Raw genomic sequence first — 15,648 nt, forward strand, 5'->3', positions numbered from 1 at the left:
TCGGTCGTGCCGGGTCGGTCGTGCTGCGTCAGTCGTACTGCGTCAGTCGTGCTGGGCGCCCTCGTGGGCGGAGTGGCCGGCGGGTTCCAGCTGGAAGGTGCTGTGCTCGACGTCGAAGTGCTCGGCGAGGCAGCCGCCGAGGGCGTCGAGCACGCGACCGGAGCCGGCGCGGTCGAGGACGTCCTCCTCGACGACGACGTGCGCCGACATGACGGGCAGGCCGCCGGTGAGGGTCCACACGTGCACGTCGTGGACGTCGACGACGCCCTCGACGGTGAGCACGTGGGCGCGCACGTCGTCGAGGTCGACCCCGCGCGGCGTCGACTCGAGCAGGACGTCGAGGGTGTCCCGCAGCAGGGACAGCGCGCGGGGGACCACGAGCAGGCCGATGCCGAGGGAGACGAGGGCGTCGGCGCGCAGCCACCCGGTGAGCGCGATGACGAGCGCGGCGACGACGACGGCGACGGACCCGAGCAGGTCGGCGAGGACCTCGAGGTAGGCGCCGCGGACGTTGAGGCTCTCGCCCTGCCCGGCGTGCAGCAGCCGCAGCCCGACGAGGTTGACGACGAGGCCGGCCAGCGCGACGACGAGCATGGCGCCCGACTCGACGGGCCGCGGGTCCAGCAGGCGGCGCACGCCCTCGACGAGGACGAAGGCGGCGACGCCGAGCAGCAGCAGCGCGTTCGCCGCCGCGGCCAGCACCTCCGCCCGCGCCAGCCCGAAGGATCGGCGCCCGCCGGCGGGCCGGGCCGCGAGCACCGAGGCGACGAGGGCGAGGCCGATGCCGGAGGCGTCCGTCAGCATGTGCCCGGCGTCCGCGAGCAGCGCCAGCGAGCCCGACAGCAGCCCTCCGACGACCTCGGCGACCATGACGACGAGCGTCAGGACGAGCACGGCGGTCAGGCGGCCGCGGTGGCGTCCGGTCGCCGTCGCGTGCCCGTGGTCGTGCCCCATGCCGACCATGATGCCGAGCGTCCCGACGACCGTCCCGGCCGGGACCGGTGCGATGTCCCGCTCGGCTGCGCGTCAGACCGCCTTGAGCAGCGGGGCCTCCTGCTCGGCGTCCACGCCGCCGTCGCCGGGCACGGTGCGCCGCAGGGCGGCGTACACGGCCTCGGGGGTGAGGACGCCGAGGAAGCGGTCGCCGTCGACGACCGGCAGCCAGCCCGCGTCGTGCTGGACGAGCTCGGACAGGGCCCGCCGCAGGAAGGTGCCGAGCTCGACCGTCTCGCCGAAGCGTCGGGCGACGTCCTCGACGGGGGAGTCCGGCGGCACCTCGGTGAGCGCGCGGGCCCCGACGTAGCCGCGCAGGTCCCCCGCGTCGTCGACGACGACGGCGTAGCCCTCGGGGGCACCGTCCACGGCCCGGCGGGCGTCCGCGGCGCGGTCGGACAGGCGCACGACCGGCGGGTGGAGGAGGTCCTGCTCCTCCACGGGCTGGACCGCGAGGCGGCGCAGGCCGCGGTCGGCGCCCACGAAGTCGGCGACGAAGTCGTTGGCCGGTGCCCCGAGGACGGTCGCGGGGTCGGCGAACTGCTCCAGCTTCCCGCCCTGGCTGAAGACGGCGATGCGGTCCGCGAGCCGCACCGCCTCGTCGACGTCGTGGGTGACGAACAGGACGGTCTTGTGGAGCTCGGACTGGATCCGGCGGAACTCGCCCTGGAGCCGGTCGCGGGCGATCGGGTCGACGGCCCCGAAGGGCTCGTCCATGAGCAGGACGTCGGGGTCCGCGGCGAGCCCCCGCGCCACGCCGATCCGCTGCTGCTGGCCGCCGGAGAGCTCGTGCGGGTAGCGGTCGGCGTAGGTCTTCGCCGGAAGCCCGACCAGGTCCAGCATCTCGGCCGTGCGCTCCCGCTGCCGCTTCTTGTCCCAGCCGAGCAGCCTCGGCACGGTGGCGACGTTGTCACCCACGGTCAGGTGGGGGAACAGGCCCACCTGCTGGATGACGTAGCCGATGCGACGGCGCAGCTCCACCGCGCTGACGTCCGTGACGTCGTCGCCGTCCAGGACGATGCGGCCGCTCGTCGGCTCGATCAGCCGGTTGACCATGCGCAGGGTCGTCGACTTGCCGCAGCCGGACGGACCGACCAGGGCGACGAGCTCGCCTCGCCGGACCGCCATGTCGAGCTCGGCGACCGCGACGGTGCCGTCGGGGTACCGCTTGCCGAGGCCGTCGAGCCGGATCATCGCGTCGCCGCTACCGTCGCGCCGGTGATCGAGGTCGCTGCCAGTCCCGTTCTCCACTCCGGGAGCGTCGCGGACAACTGCCTGGTGCGCAACGACTGGGTGTGCCCGCTGTACCTGACGACGCGCTCCGAGCAGGTCCTCGCCGCTCTCCAGGAGCACGTGACGATCCTGCTCATCACCCTCGTCGTGAGCGTGCTGCTGTCGCTCCCTCTCGCCGTCCTCGCCCACCGGGCGGCCTGGGTCAAGGCCTTCGTCCTGGGGACCTCGACGGTCATCTACACGATCCCTTCGCTGGCGATGTTCTCGCTCCTGCTCCCGATCACCGGCTTCGGGCCCTCCACCGTGGTGGTGGCACTCGTCCTCTACTCGCTCACCGTGCTCGTGCGGGGCCTCGTCTCGGGGCTCGACGCCGTGCCGCGCGACGCCGTCGACGCCGCGACGGGGATGGGCTACAGCCGCGGGCGCCTGCTGCGCGAGGTGGAGCTCCCGCTCGCCGTGCCGACGGCCTTCGCGGGCCTGCGCATCGCCGCGGTCTCCACCGTCGCGCTCACGACCATCGGGTACCTCTTCGACTCCGGAGGCCTCGGCAACCTCATCAACCAGGGGCTCACGAGCAACTTCCGGGCCGAGGTCCTCACCGCCACCGTGCTGGCGGTGGTCCTCGCCGTCCTCGTCGACGTCCTGCTGGTCCTCCTCCGACGGGTGCTGACGCCCTGGCGACGAGGGGTGGCGGCGTGAGCGAGATCTTCGACTACCTCGCTGACCCCGCCAGCTGGTCGGGCTCCGGCGGCCTGCTCAACCGCACGGTCGAGCACGTCGGGCTGAGCGCCCTCGCGCTCCTCGTCGCCACCGTGGTCGCTCTGCCCGTCGGGCTGTGGCTGGGGCACGTCGGCCGGGGAGGCGTCGTCGCCCTCAACGTCGGGGGCGTCGGTCGGGCCGTCCCGACCTTCGCCCTCCTCGTGATCTTCGTCCTCCTGCCCCAGCCGCTCGGCGCGAACACGCAGAGCTTCGTCCTCGCCCTGGCGCTCTTCACCATCCCGCCGCTCCTGACGAATACCTGGACGGGGATCCGAGAGGCCGACAGGGCCGCCGTCGACGCCGGCCGAGGGCTCGGGATGAGCGGGTGGCAGCTGCTCTGGCGCGTCGAGCTGCCGATCGCCCGGCCGCTCGTCCTCTCGGGACTCCGGCTCGCCGCCGTGCAGGTCGTGGCGACGACGACGGTCCTCGGCCTGGTCGGCGGGGGAGCGTTGGGCCGGGTCATCAACGTCGGCTTCACCCGTCAGGACCAGGCCGTGGTCGTGGTCGGCGCCGTCTTCGTCGCCGTCCTCGCCCTGGCGACGGAGCTGGGGCTCGGGGCGCTCGAGCGACGCGCCTCCCGGCCGCGCAGCGGCAGGAGTGGCGCAGGAGTGCCCCGGGGTGCCGAGTCCGCGCCGACGCGGCACTGACCGTCCTGCGACGGCCCGTGACGCGATCGTGACGGCGCCCCGTGCCTCCCGGCGCGACGGCCAGAGGTGGCGCACGGTCTACTAGCGGCTCGTGCGGGCCTGCCGGCCCGCGCCGGACACGCGCGGCCGCCGAGGTCGCGGGACACAGAAGGCGAGACCCCCAGTGCGCACCAAGAACTTCGTCCTGCCCGGCCTCCTGGCCGGATCGCTCCTCCTGACGGCCTGCGGGGGCGGCGACGCCTTCGAGGAGGCCGACGGCGGGTCCGGCGGCGCGAGTGGGGGCTCCGACGGCGGCGGAGGGTCCCTCGTCGTCGGCGGCGCCCAGTTCACCGAGATGTCGGTGATGGAGAACATGTACGCCCTCCTGCTCGAGGAGGCCGGCTACGACGTGACGATGCAGACCGCCGAGCAGCGGGAGATCTACGCACCGGCCCTCGTCAGCGGGGAGATCGACGTCGTGCCCGAGTACGCGGCGACCTTCGTCCAGTACCTCAACCGCGAGGCCAACGGCCCCGACGCGGAGGAGATCGCCACCAACGACGTCGAGGAGACGATCGACGCAGGCGAGCCCCTCGCCGAGGAGCAGGGCCTGATGTTCCTCGAGCCGGCCGAGGCCGCGGACACCAACGGCTTCTACGTCACCCAGGACTACGCCCAGCAGAACGAGCTCACCACCCTCAGCGACCTCGGCGAGCTCGGGCAGCCGGTCGAGCTGGCCGCCGGCGACGAGTGCCTGGACCGTCCGTTCTGCGCACCGGGCCTGGAGGAGACCTACGGCATCGACATCACCGGCGTCACCGGTGACTCGTTCGCGAGCATCACCGGCAAGCAGAAGGTCGTCGACGGCACCGCCCAGCTCGGGCTCACCGGCACGACGGACGGCACGCTCGACGGCCTCGGCCTCGTCATCCTCGAGGACGACCAGGGCCTGCAGGCTGCGGACAACATCGTGCCCGTGGTCAACGAGGAGTCCGCCGGCGACGAGGCGGTGGCCGAGGCTCTCAACCAGCTCGCCGGCGTGCTGACGACCGAGGACCTCACGCAGCTCAACCTGCAGGTCGACGAGCAGCGCCTCCTGCCCGAGGACGTCGCGCGCGACTACCTCGTGGACAAGGGCCTCGTCGAGGGCTGACCTCGCCCCGTCCGACGCACGAGGGCCCTGCCGCGCACCGGCGGCAGGGCCCTCGTGCGTCCCGGTGGTCTCGGTCGCCGGTCTCAGTGCTCGGCCCACGGCCCCCGGTGCGCCTCGCCGACCTCGAGGGGGGCGTCGAGGCGGTTGTCGGCGGGAGGCAGCGGGCACGCCCACGCGGGGTCGTAGGCGCACGACGGCGGGTAGGCGAAGTTGAGGTCGAGGACGAGGCGCTCGCCGACCGACCCGAGGTCGGCGCCCTTGACGGTGTCGAGGACGTACCGCCCGCCCCCGTAGCTCCACGGCCCCGAGGCGCCGTCGCGCACCGGCACGAACAGGCCGCCGCCGTACCCGACCAGCCACCACAGCGCGAGGCTCCCGACGCCCGGCAGGTCGGCCGTCCCGACCCGCTCGAAGGCCACGACGCCGTCGGTCCCGGTGCGGTAGGAGAAGGACGCGCCCGGGTCGTCGGGGGAGCCCTCCCACGGCCGGACCTCGGCCTCGTACCGGTGCGCCGGGTCGTAGTCGGCGACGGGCAGCCCCGTGAAGGCGCCGCGGTGCTCCGGCAGCAGCGGCGAGGCGGGGTGGGCGCCGACCAGCTCGTCGCGGCCGGCGCGCCAGAGGGCGTGGGCCGCGGCGGGGTCGTCGGCGGCGGTGGCCCGCACGCCGGCGTAGAGGCTCTCGACGCGTCGCCGCCAGTCGAGGACGTCGAGGCGGGAGGATGCCGGCGCGTCGTCCGGGCGGTCGGGGGGCGTGGTGCCTGCGGGGCTGGTCACCGTGCCACCCTCCCACCGGGTGCGCCGCGGCGCGGGGCCGGTGACGGGTGATCGGGACCGGTGACCGGGGCCGGGGCCGGTGACCCGGCGCGGGACGACGGGGTCGGCGACGAGGGGCGGACGAGACGGTCATGGCGAGCAGGCGCGACGACGGGGTCTTCGACCCCCAGGGCGTGGACTGGCAGCGGGTGTCCCCCCGCCTGGCCGCGGTCCGGCGGATCGGCAGCGTCCTCGCGAGCCTCGTGCCGCTCGTGCCCGCGGTCGTCCTCGCCGTGCTGCTCGACCGCTGGTGGATCTCACTGCTCTGGCTGCCCTTCGCCGTCCTGCTCGTGGTCCGGCTCGTCGTCGTCGGCCGCCAGGTCGCCGCGATCGGCTACGCCGAGCGGGAGGACGACCTGCTGGTGCGCCACGGCCTGCTCTTCCGGAGCCTCGTCGTCGTGCCCTACGGGCGGATGCAGCTCGTCGACGTCCAGGCCGGGCCGGTGGACCGCCGCTTCGGCATCGCCACGGTGCAGCTGCACACGGCGTCGGCGGGCACGGACGCCACCATCCCCGGGCTGCCGCCGCAGGAGGCCGAGCGCCTGCGCGACCGCCTCGCCTCGCGGGGCGAGGCCCGGCTGGCGGGGCTGTGACGTCGTCCCCCGAGGGCGCGCCGGGGCCGTCGGCGGAGCCCCTGCCCGACGACGTCGGCGCGGTCGCCGCCCGCGGCGGCGTGGTGGACCCCGAGCCGGCGCCGGAGGCGGACGGGACCTGGAAGCGGCTGCACCCCGTCACCCCGCTCGTGCGCGGCTGGGCCGTGCTCGCGGTGCTCCTCTTCTTCGTCGTCCAGCAGCAGGGGGAGTCCTTCCTCGGCGGGGGAGGTCCCGCCGGAGGGGTGGGCGGTGGGCTCCGGGCGCTGCTCTCGCTGGCGACGATCGGCGTGGGGGCCGTGCTGGTGGCCGCGTGGTCCTACGTCGTGTGGCGGGTGACCCGCTTCCGCGTCGGCGAGGAGGTCGTCGAGCTCCGGACCGGCGTGCTCAACCGGCAGCACCGGCGCGTGCGGCTGGACCGCCTGCAGGCCGTCGACGTCGTGCAACCGCTCGTCGCGCGCCTGGTGGGTCTCTCGGAGCTCAAGCTGGAGGTGGCCGGCGGCGCGGGCTCGGACGTCTCGCTCGCGTACCTGCGCTCCGCCGAGGCGCAGCGCCTGCGCCGGACCCTGCTCGCGCGCGCCGCCGGCGTGCAGGACGACGAGGCGGGCGAGGCCCCGGAGGCGCCGGAGCGGGTCCTCCTCGAGGTCCCCGTGGACCGGCTGCTCGTCAGCATGGTGCGGTCGGTGTGGCCCGTCCTCGCCGTCCTCGCCGTGGTCGCGCTCGTCGTCGTCGCCACGGTCACGGGGCAGCCGGGGCTCTTCGCCGGCGTCCTGCCGGCCCTCCTCGGCGCGGGGGCCGCCGCCTGGGGGATGTTCGCGCGGGGCTTCGGGTTCCGCGTCGCGGCGTCGCCGGACGGCCTGCGGCTGCGCCACGGGCTGACCGAGACGCGCGCGCAGACGGTCCCGCCGGGGCGGGTGCAGGCGGTACGCCTCGTCCAGCCGCTGCTGTGGCGGGGCCCGGACTGGTGGTCGATGCAGATGGACGTCGCGGGGTACGGGGGCCTCGGCGCGGACGACGCCGGCAAGGAGACCGTCCTGCTGCCCGTCGGCACCCGCGCCGAGGCCGTGCAGGTGCTCTCGCTCCTGCTGCCCGACCCGGGCTGCGACGACCCGGCGGGGGTCCTCGGCGCCGGGCTGACCGGGACCGGCGAGGAGCACGGGTGGGTGGCGGCGCCCCGGCCCTCGCGCTGGCTCGACCCGGTGGCCTGGCGCCGCAACGGGTACCGCGTCACGGGGACGGCGCTGCTCTGCCGTCGGGGGCGCCTCGTGCGCCAGCTGGACGTGGTGCCGCACGAGCGCACGCAGAGCCTCGCCCTCGAGCAGGGCCCTCTGCAGCGCCGGCTCGGCCTCGCGACCGTCGTCGCCCACGCCACCCCGGGCCCCGTGACGCCGCGGGTCGACCACCTGACGGCGTCGGCGGCGGCGGCCCTGCTGGACGAGCAGGCCGCCCGCGCCCGCGCCGCCCGGCGCCGGGCCGGCCCCGAGCGGTGGATGACGGCGCTGCAGGCCGAGCCCCCGTCGGCGGGCCCGGACCTGCCGGCCGGGGCCCCGGCGGCGTCGACCCCACCCGACGAGGGCGGCGGCGCGCCGGCGACCTCCGTCGAGCGGTGGGAACGCTCGTCGCGGGAGGATCACGCGTGACCTCCGTCGAGCGGACCATCCCCTGCCCGCGGGAGGACGTCGTCGCCGTCCTGTCCGACGGCTGGCTCTACGGCCTGTGGGTGGTGGGGGCCACGCGCATCCGCGGGGTGGAGCCGGGCTGGCCCGCGCAGGGCCAGCGGCTGCACCACTCGTCGGGTCCGTGGCCGCTGCACCTGGACGACTCGACGACGGTGCTGCGCGGCGAGCTGCCGGACCGGCTGGAGCTCATGGCCAAGGGGTGGCCCTGGGGCCGCGCCCGCATCGACATCCGCCTCGAGCCGGTGGACGGCGGCACCCGCGTCGTGATGTGGGAGGACGCGGTCACCGGCGTCGGGCTGATGATCCCGCAGCCGCTGCGGGCCATGCTGCTCGGTCCCCGGCAGAAGGAGTGCCTGGACCGTCTCGAGCAGCTGGTGCTCGGTCGCTCCGGCCGCCGCTCGCCGGACGAGGAGGACGACGACCGGCCCGACCGTCCCCGGCGCTGAGCGTCGGCGCCCGTCACCGACCTCGCGGGGCTCAGACGCGCTCGAGGACGACCGCGACGTCGGTGACGGCGAAGAGGAACTGGCCGGCGTCCGCCAGCGCGCGCAGGTCCTCGACCCAGCCGGCCGCGCGGGCGGCCAGCGCCGGGTCGTCGGCCGCCGCGGCGAGCACGGCCGTGGCGACCTTCCACGCGACGGAGCCGTCGTCGAACCGGCGGTGCGGGTCCGCCCACACGTCGACGTCCCGCAGCGCGAAGGGCGCACCCGCCGCGCCCGCCGCGTCGGCGAGCGCCAGCAGCTTGCGTCCCATGAAGCCGTCGGAGCGGGGGGAGGGGCCGTGCGCCGCCGCGGTGAAGCGGTCGACCAGCTCCCGGGTCAGGGCGTCGTCGGAGCTGGTGAACAGGGCCGTGTCCCAGTCGCTGTGCGCGAGGACGAGACGTCCGCCGGGACGCAGGACGCGGTGGCACCCGACGAGGTGGTCCACCGGCGACGCCAGGTGCTCGACGACGTTGAGCGATACCGCCACGTCGAGGGACGTGCCCGCCAGCGGCACCCCCTCGTCGAGGTCGGCGAGCCGGCTGCGCACGCGGGCGTCGACGAGCAGGTCGTCGTCGAGGTCGGAGCTGCGGTCGAGGGCGTGCACCCGTGCCGGCCCCGCCGCGAGCAGGGCGCGCACCGTCCGGCCTGGCCCGCAGCCGAGGTCGGCGACCTCCAGCCCGGTGAGGTCCTCGCCGGCGAGCGCCGCCACCCGCTCGTGCCTGCCCACGCCGCGACAGTAGGGGGATGCGCCGTGGGGCCGGGGACCGGCGGGCGGGCGCGTCGTGGCGGTGCGGTGCCCCGGGCGGGACGACGGGCGGCGGTCCCGCCCACCCCGCGTGCCACCATCGGGACGTGCTCGACCCCGTCCCCGGCAGCCCGCAGCCCTCCGGTGCGGCGGTCCCGCGGAGCCCGGCCGACCGCCCCGGACGCCTCGGCGTCGGCGTCGTGGGGGGCGGGCGCGTCGGCGCGGTGCTGGGCGCGGCGCTGCGCGCCGCCGGCCACGCCGTCGTCGGCGCCAGCGGCGTCTCGGAGGCCACGCGCGAGCGCGTCGACGTGCTGCTGCCGGGGGTGCCGCTGCTCGAGGTCCCCGAGGTGGTGCGCCGGGCCGAGCTGGTGCTCCTGGCCGTGCCCGACGACGCCCTCGCCGACCTCGTCGCGGGTCTCGCCGCGACGGGCGCCTGGCAGCCCGGGCAGCTCGTGGTCCACACGGCCGGCCGCCACGGCGTCGAGGTGCTCGCGCCCGCCCGGGCCGCCGGCGGCATCCCGCTCGCGGTGCACCCGGCCATGACCTTCACGGGCACCTCGCTCGACCTCGCGCGCCTCGTCGACTGCTGCTTCGCCGTCACCGCGCCCGGGCCGGTCCTGCCGGTGGCGCAGGCCCTCGTCGTCGAGATGGGCGGCGACCCGGTGGTCGTCGCCGAGCAGGACAGGCCGCTCTACCACGCGGCGCTCTCGCACGGCGCGAACCACCTCGTCACGCTCGTCGCCCAGGCCCGCGAGCTGCTCGCCGCCGCCGGCGTCGCCGAGCCCGGCCGCGTGCTCGGCCCGTTGCTCGGCGCGAGCCTCGACGGCGCCCTGCGCGCCGGGGACGACGCGCTCACCGGGCCCGTGGCCCGCGGCGACGCCGGGACGCTGGAGACGCACCGGGCGGCGCTCGCCGAGCACGCCCGCCGCTCGGGCTCGCAGGAGGTCTCCGCCACCCACCGCGCGCTCGCGCGCGCCACGGCCGAGCGCGCCCTCGCCCGCGGCCGTCTCTCGCCCGAGGCGGCGGCCCGGATGCTCGCCCTGCTCGCCGACGACCCCTCCTGATCCCCACGCCTCCGGCGTCGTCGGGTGCTGCGGGGGCGACGTCGTCGCCGACGTCGGGTCGGAGCCGGGCCGCAGGGCACGATGGCGCCCGTGAGCAGCAGCACCGGTCCGGGGACGGCACCCCCTCGGCGGGGGACGGCCGCCGGCGACGCGGCCCGCGCAGGCCGCCCGCTCCTCGTCACCACGCGCGACGAGCTGGACCGGGTGCGGGCGGGGCTCGCCGGTCCGGTGGCGGTCGTGATGACGATGGGCGCCCTGCACGAGGGCCACGCCGCGCTCGCCCGGGCGGCGCGGGAGCGGGCGGCGTCGGTGGTGGCGACCGTCTTCGTCAACCCCCTGCAGTTCGGGCCGGGCGAGGACCTCGACCGCTACCCGCGCACGCTGGGGGCGGACCTCGACCTCCTCGGCCGCGAGGGCGTCGACGTCGTGTTCGCGCCGGCCGTGGAGGAGGTCTACCCGGCCGGGCCGCCCCGCGTCGTCGTCAGCGCCGGCGAGCTCGGCGCCGTGCTGGAGGGGGCGAGCCGTCCCGGCCACTTCGACGGCGTCCTCACCGTCGTCGCGAAGCTCGTGCACCTGACCCGGCCCGACGTCGTCCTGTTCGGGCAGAAGGACGCCCAGCAGCTCGCGCTGGTGCGTCGGATGGCCCTCGACCTGGACCTGCGCGTCGAGGTCGTCGCCGTCCCGACGTCGCGTGAGGACGACGGGCTGGCCCGCTCGAGCCGCAACGCCTACCTCGGCGCGCGGGACCGTGAGGCGGCCGCCGTGCTGCCCCGGGCGCTGCGCCGGGGGGCCGGGCGGGCGGACGCCGGCGCGGTCGCGGTCCGCGCGGCGGCGGCGGCCGAGCTGCGCGGCGAGCCGCGGGCCGACGTCGACTACCTGGCCCTCGTGGACGCCGTCGACCTGCGCCCCGTGCCGGACGACCACGTCGGCCCCGCCCTGCTCGCGGTGGCCGCGCGCGTCGGGTCCACCCGGCTCATCGACAACGTGCCGCTGGTCCTGGCCGGTGCGGCGGAGGACGGCTCGACGCGCCGATAGCCTCCACGCCGTGGAGCAGGCGCCGTCGGAGACCAGCCCGTCGACCGGTCCGGAGGGGGTCACCGAGCAGGAGCGGGTCCGGCGCGACAAGCGCGAGCGGCTCCTCGCGGAGGGCGGTGACCCGTACCCGGTGGGCGTGCCGCGGACGACGACCCTCGCCGCCGTCCGCGAGCGGCACGCCGGTCTGGGGGCGCAGGAGGTCACCGACGACGAGGTCTCCGTCACCGGGCGGGTGGTCTTCCAGCGCGGCCGGGGGAAGCTCTTCTTCGCGGTGCTCCAGGAGGGCGGCGGGGCCGGCACCCCGGCCGGCGACGGCGAGGAGGGGCGGCAGCGCGCCCGCCGCCTGCAGGTGATGCTCGCGCAGGAGGCGCGCCCGGACCGGGGGCTCCCCGTCGGCGTCGGGCCGGAGGCGCTCGCCGCGTGGAAGGCCGACGTCGACCTCGGCGACCACGTCGGCGTCACCGGGCGGGTGGTCACGAGCGGGACGGGCGAGCTCAGCGTCCTGGCGTCGTCGTGGCGGATGGCGTCCAAGGCGCTGCGGCCGCTGCCGAACCTCTACGAGGGCGCCGAGATGTCGGAGGAGGCGCGCGTGCGGGCCCGCCACCTCGACCTCGTCGTGCGCCAGCGCGCGGCGGACGTCGTCCGCACCCGGGCCGCCGTCGTGCGGAGCCTGCGCGACGAGCTCGGTGCGCGGGACTTCCTCGAGGTGGAGACGCCGATGCTGCAGACGCTGCACGGCGGCGCGAGCGCGCGGCCCTTCTCGACGCGCAGCAACGCCTTCGACCTCGAGCTCTTCCTGCGGATCGCCCCCGAGCTCTTCCTCAAGCGTTGCGTCGTCGGCGGCCTGGACCGCGTCTTCGAGATCAACCGCAACTTCCGGAACGAGGGCGCGGACTCCACCCACAGCCCCGAGTTCGCGATGCTCGAGATGTACCAGGCCTACGGCGACTACGACGTGATGGCCGACCTCACCCGCGAGCTCGTGCAGGCCGCGGTCCGGGCCACGCGCGCGGTGGCCCCCGACCTCCTGCTCCCCGAGGCCGAGGAGCTGCTGGGGGAGTGGGGCCGGCTGACGATGTACGGCTCGCTGTCCGACGCCGCCGGCCAGGAGGTGACGCCGGGCACCTCCGCGTCCGACCTGCTCGCCCTCGCCGGGCGCGTCGGCCTGCCCGTGGGCCCCGACCCGGCCGAGCGCGGCCACGGCAAGCTCGTCGAGCACCTGTGGGAGCACCTGGTCGTCCCGACCCTGCCGGGGCCGACCTTCGTGCGGGACTTCCCGGTGGAGACCTCGCCGCTCGTGCGGGCGCACCGCTCGCAGGAGGGGGTCGTCGAGAAGTGGGACCTCTACGTCCGCGGCTTCGAGCTCGCGACGGGGTACTCCGAGCTCGTGGACCCGGTCGTCCAGCGCCAGCGTTTCGTGGAGCAGGCGCGGCTGGCCGCGGGGGGTGACCCCGAGGCGATGGTCCTCGACGAGGACTTCCTCGCCGCGATGGAGGCCGGGATGCCGCCCACGGGCGGGGTGGGCCTGGGCGTCGACCGGCTGCTCATGGCCCTCACCGGCCTCGGCATCAGGGAGACCGTCCTCTTCCCGCTGGTGCGCCCCGAGAAGTGAGCCCGAGAGGTGAGCCCGAGAGGTGAGCCCGAGAGGTGAGCCCGAGAGGTGAGCCCGAGAGGTGAGCCCGAGAGGTGACCCCGCCCGCCGAGGTGGGCCCGGGAGGTGAGCCCGCGGAGCGGCTCGTCGGGCCCGTCCTACCCTGGCGGGGTGGACATCTGGCCCGTGCTGGGCGCGCTGCTGCCGTCGGCGGGCGTGTGCGCCCTGTTCGTCTACGTCGTCCGGAAGATGATCTCCGCCGACCGGGACGAGCGCGCCGCGCAGGCCCGGCTCGAGGCCGCCGAGCGGAAGGCGGAGCGCGGGCGGACGCGGGGGACCGGCGCGGGCGACGGGCCCCCGCCCGTCTGACCCACCGGCGGGGCCAGGAAAAGCACCCGACCGGCTCCCGGGAATGCGCGTCCTTTTGACCGCCGGCATTCCCGGTGCCATGGTTGCGCCTGCATCACGATCCGGGCACGGTGATTTGTCCGGCCCGGACCCGGGCGGCCGTCGACGCCGCCGAACCCGTACCGCCCCCGACGAATACCTCGGTGGGCGCACCAGACCCAGGAGACGTGGATGGCGCAGAAGACCAAGGTGATCCTCATCGACGACGTCGAGGGGGGCGAGGCCGACGAGACCGTGACCTTCGCCCTCGACGGCGTCAGCTACGAGATCGACCTCACGAGCGAGCGCGCGGCGCAGCTGCGCGACGCGCTGGCCCCCTGGGTCGGTCACGCCCGCAAGGCCGGCGGCAGCGGCCGCGCGACGGGCACCCGTCGCGCGAGCCGCTCGTCGTCCTCCGCCTCGCGCTCCTCGGGCAGCGGTGTCGACACGGCGGCCGTGCGGGAGTGGGCCCGGGAGAACGGCCACACGGTGAGCGAGCGCGGCCGCATCTCCGGCGCGGTCCTGGAGGCCTACCAGGCCGCGAACGCCTGAGCAGCCCCACCAGCACCACCGGGACGACCCGGCACGAGGGCCCCGCGGCGCAAGCCGCGGGGCCCTCGTGCGTCCGGGCGCTCAGCCGCGGCGGCGCAGCCGGGGGCAGGTGGAGCAGACCAGCGCGCGGTCGACGGCGTAGGCGAAGCAGCACGAGCGGCGCTCGCGGGTCCAGGCGGCGACGCCCCGTCCGGGGTCGGCCGTGGCGCGGGTGCGCCCGCGCAGGGGCTCCGGCGCCCCGCGCAGCACGGCGTCGGCGTCCGCGACGCCGGCCGCCGCGTCGCCGCGGGCCGCGCCCGTGGCGGCGAGCACGTCGTCGACGGCGTCCGCGAGCAGGCCCCAGCGCTGCCGCGACCCGACGCGCACCGGTGGCCGCCAGGCCGCCTCGACGGCGCGGCCCGCCGCCGCGAGGCCGGCTCCGAGCGCCGCCGCCGACGCGTCGTCGCCGCGACCGTCGTGCTCGCGGTCGTCCGTCGGCCCCGTGCCGGCGGGCGCCAGCAGCACGACGGCGTCGACCTGCCCGAGCGGTGCGGCCCGGTGCACGCCGACGCGCTGGAGCCCCAGCGGCGGGACCCGGCGCACCAGGCCGTAGGGGACGCCGCCGGCCCACGCGAGCGCGTCCAGGACCCACCCCAGGACGTAGGTCGGGGCCACCTGCGGCGGCACCGGGCCGGGGTGCCCGCCGGGGCCCGTCGTCCGCAGCCGACCGAGCCCCGCCTGCGCGACGGCGACCCAGCGGTCGACCGCCGCGGGGGCGAGGGCGTCGCGGAGCGTGACCCACCCGGGCGCGGCGGGCAGGGGGCCGACCCGCAGCACGCGCCACCCCGCGACCGCAGGCGTGCCGGCGAGGGCCCTCCCGAGGCGCTCCCCCGGAGCGGCCCCGGGCGGGAGGGGCCCGTCGACGGGCGGCGGGACCGCCCCGACGGGGGGCGGGCTCACGCCCGGCGCAGCGGCCGGATCGTCCAGGTGGCCGAGGCGCTCTCGCCGCGGGCGAGGCGGACCAGGCCGGTCCCGCTGTTGAGCGCGTCCGGGGGGCAGGTCATCGGCTCCACCGCGAGCCCCGCCCGGTCGAGGTCGGGCTCCGGGCGGTCGGCGGTGTGCACCTGCACCCAGGGCAGCACGGCCGGGTCCCAGACGACCTCGGAGCCGAGGCCGTCCGGCCCGACGACGCCGACGTGCGCCAGCCCGTCCTCGGGGTCGGCGCGGACGTCGGTGAGCGCGTCGTCGAGCTCGACCCCGGCCAGCGGGCGGCCGCCGCGCAGGTCGCGGTGGGTCCCTGCGACGGGTCGCACCTGCCCGGGCAGCATCCGCTCGCCGAGCGCCTCGAGGTAGGAGGCGGCGTCGGCGTGCGCCGTCCAGTCGTCGACGCGGCCGCTGCCGGTCGTCAGGTACGGGTGCGCGGCGCAGCCCCAGGGCGCGGGGTCGTCGCCGGCCCCGGTGCCGGTGACCGTCGTCGTCAGCCCCACGTCGGACAGCGCGTAGCCGACGACGACGTCGACGGCGAAGGGGTACCCGGCCTGCGGCCACACCCGGGCGGCGAGCTGGAGGGTCGCGCCGTCCTCGTCGCCACCCGTGCCGGTGCGGGTGAAGGGCGCCCAGGCGAGGAGGCCGTGCAGCGCGTGCCCGCGGGCGGGCTCGGTGAGCGCGAGCTGCTGCTCCACCCCCGACGCCGACCCCACGCCGTCGGCGCGCCAGCGCCCGTCGACGACGCGGTTGGGCCACGGCGCCAGCACGGCGCCGCGGAAGACCGGGCGCACCTCGTCCGCCCCGAAGGGGACGACGAGGTCGCGCCCGTCGTCGGTCAGCGACCGCAGGCTCGCCCCGACCTGGGTGACGACGGCCCGCAGGGACCCGTGCTCGAGGAGGTGCTGCTCGCCGCTGGGGTGCACGCGGCGCACGGTACCGGCGGGTGGCCGCGGCGACCCGGCCCCGCCCGGCCGACGGCGG

At 76.9% G+C, this 15,648-nt stretch carries 17 protein-coding genes; 11 read left to right on the forward strand and 6 right to left on the reverse strand.

Features of this window, described 5'->3' with window-relative positions:
- Positions 1 to 42: 42 nt before the first annotated feature.
- Together WDZ17_RS02920 and WDZ17_RS02925 are read right to left on the reverse strand one after the other, a co-directional pair.
- Positions 43 to 954, reverse strand: a complete 912-nt coding sequence (locus WDZ17_RS02920; protein WP_339573636.1) for a cation diffusion facilitator family transporter — start codon at positions 952 to 954, stop codon at positions 43 to 45.
- 72 nt (positions 955 to 1,026) lie between these two features.
- Positions 1,027 to 2,187, reverse strand: coding sequence for a betaine/proline/choline family ABC transporter ATP-binding protein (locus WDZ17_RS02925; RefSeq protein WP_339573637.1), 1,161 nt, complete (start codon positions 2,185 to 2,187; stop codon positions 1,027 to 1,029).
- 24 nt (positions 2,188 to 2,211) lie between these two features.
- Between WDZ17_RS02925 and WDZ17_RS02930 the strand changes: the two genes are divergently transcribed.
- The 3 genes from WDZ17_RS02930 (at position 2,212) to WDZ17_RS02940 (ending at position 4,764) form a co-directional block, all read left to right on the forward strand.
- Entirely contained in the window at positions 2,212 to 2,925 is a 714-nt protein-coding gene (locus tag WDZ17_RS02930; RefSeq protein ID WP_339573638.1) for an ABC transporter permease, read from the forward strand.
- The gene (locus tag WDZ17_RS02935) at positions 2,922 to 3,632 is read left to right on the forward strand and encodes an ABC transporter permease (RefSeq protein WP_339573639.1); all 711 of its coding nucleotides are present in this window, start codon (positions 2,922 to 2,924) and stop codon (positions 3,630 to 3,632) included. Before WDZ17_RS02930 ends, WDZ17_RS02935 begins: the two co-directional genes overlap by 4 nt.
- Positions 3,633 to 3,795: 163 nt before the next feature.
- Entirely contained in the window at positions 3,796 to 4,764 is a 969-nt protein-coding gene (locus WDZ17_RS02940) for an ABC transporter substrate-binding protein (protein ID WP_339573640.1), read from the forward strand.
- An 83-nt stretch (positions 4,765 to 4,847) separates the two neighbouring features.
- Here the strand turns inward: WDZ17_RS02940 and WDZ17_RS02945 are convergent, their stop codons facing one another.
- Positions 4,848 to 5,537, reverse strand: coding sequence for a DUF1684 domain-containing protein (locus tag WDZ17_RS02945; RefSeq protein ID WP_339573641.1), 690 nt, complete (start codon positions 5,535 to 5,537; stop codon positions 4,848 to 4,850).
- A gap of 131 nt (positions 5,538 to 5,668) precedes the next feature.
- On the opposite strand from WDZ17_RS02945, the gene WDZ17_RS02950 reads away from it, so the two are divergent.
- From WDZ17_RS02950 to WDZ17_RS02960, 3 genes are read left to right on the forward strand one after another with little or no spacing between them, the layout of a single operon-like run.
- The gene (locus tag WDZ17_RS02950) at positions 5,669 to 6,169 is read left to right on the forward strand and encodes a PH domain-containing protein (protein ID WP_339573642.1); all 501 of its coding nucleotides are present in this window, start codon (positions 5,669 to 5,671) and stop codon (positions 6,167 to 6,169) included.
- On the forward strand, positions 6,166 to 7,806 hold the full coding sequence (locus WDZ17_RS02955) for a PH domain-containing protein (RefSeq protein WP_339573643.1): 1,641 nt from the start codon (positions 6,166 to 6,168) through the stop codon (positions 7,804 to 7,806). Before WDZ17_RS02950 ends, WDZ17_RS02955 begins: the two co-directional genes overlap by 4 nt.
- Positions 7,803 to 8,291: an SRPBCC family protein gene (locus WDZ17_RS02960; protein WP_339573644.1), complete on the forward strand. Its 489-nt coding sequence runs from the start codon at positions 7,803 to 7,805 to the stop codon at positions 8,289 to 8,291. The genes WDZ17_RS02955 and WDZ17_RS02960 overlap by 4 nt, the downstream gene beginning before the upstream one ends.
- A gap of 31 nt (positions 8,292 to 8,322) precedes the next feature.
- Here the strand turns inward: WDZ17_RS02960 and WDZ17_RS02965 are convergent, their stop codons facing one another.
- A complete protein-coding gene (locus WDZ17_RS02965) occupies positions 8,323 to 9,054 on the reverse strand; it encodes a methyltransferase domain-containing protein (protein WP_339573645.1) in 732 nt (243 codons plus the stop codon).
- Positions 9,055 to 9,179: 125 nt separating this feature from the next.
- On the opposite strand from WDZ17_RS02965, the gene WDZ17_RS02970 reads away from it, so the two are divergent.
- The 5 genes from WDZ17_RS02970 to WDZ17_RS02990 all read left to right on the forward strand — a co-directional run bounded on the left by WDZ17_RS02970 (position 9,180) and on the right by WDZ17_RS02990 (position 13,701).
- Complete coding sequence (locus tag WDZ17_RS02970; protein ID WP_339573646.1) at positions 9,180 to 10,136, forward strand: Rossmann-like and DUF2520 domain-containing protein; 957 nt, start codon at positions 9,180 to 9,182, stop codon at positions 10,134 to 10,136.
- Between the two features lie 81 nt (positions 10,137 to 10,217).
- Entirely contained in the window at positions 10,218 to 11,171 is a 954-nt protein-coding gene (gene panC, locus WDZ17_RS02975; protein ID WP_422631790.1) for a pantoate--beta-alanine ligase, read from the forward strand.
- Positions 11,172 to 11,181: 10 nt separating this feature from the next.
- Positions 11,182 to 12,783 carry a lysine--tRNA ligase gene (locus tag WDZ17_RS02980; RefSeq protein ID WP_339573648.1) on the forward strand — a complete coding sequence of 534 codons (1,602 nt, stop codon included), beginning with the start codon at positions 11,182 to 11,184 and terminating at the stop codon, positions 12,781 to 12,783.
- A gap of 150 nt (positions 12,784 to 12,933) precedes the next feature.
- Entirely contained in the window at positions 12,934 to 13,131 is a 198-nt protein-coding gene (locus WDZ17_RS02985) for a hypothetical protein (RefSeq protein WP_339573649.1), read from the forward strand.
- A 210-nt stretch (positions 13,132 to 13,341) separates the two neighbouring features.
- A complete protein-coding gene (locus tag WDZ17_RS02990) occupies positions 13,342 to 13,701 on the forward strand; it encodes a histone-like nucleoid-structuring protein Lsr2 (protein ID WP_339573650.1) in 360 nt (119 codons plus the stop codon).
- A gap of 81 nt (positions 13,702 to 13,782) precedes the next feature.
- Here the strand turns inward: WDZ17_RS02990 and WDZ17_RS02995 are convergent, their stop codons facing one another.
- On the reverse strand, positions 13,783 to 14,640 hold the full coding sequence (locus tag WDZ17_RS02995) for a (2Fe-2S)-binding protein (protein WP_339573651.1): 858 nt from the start codon (positions 14,638 to 14,640) through the stop codon (positions 13,783 to 13,785).
- Positions 14,637 to 15,590 (reverse strand): aldose 1-epimerase family protein, encoded by a 954-nt coding sequence (locus tag WDZ17_RS03000; RefSeq protein ID WP_339573652.1) that lies wholly within the window; start codon positions 15,588 to 15,590, stop codon positions 14,637 to 14,639. The genes WDZ17_RS02995 and WDZ17_RS03000 overlap by 4 nt, the downstream gene beginning before the upstream one ends.
- Positions 15,591 to 15,648 lie beyond the last annotated feature (58 nt).

The sequence above is a fragment of the Pseudokineococcus basanitobsidens genome, assembly GCF_037482545.1.
In the GTDB taxonomy this organism is placed as follows: domain Bacteria; phylum Actinomycetota; class Actinomycetes; order Actinomycetales; family Quadrisphaeraceae; genus Pseudokineococcus; species Pseudokineococcus basanitobsidens.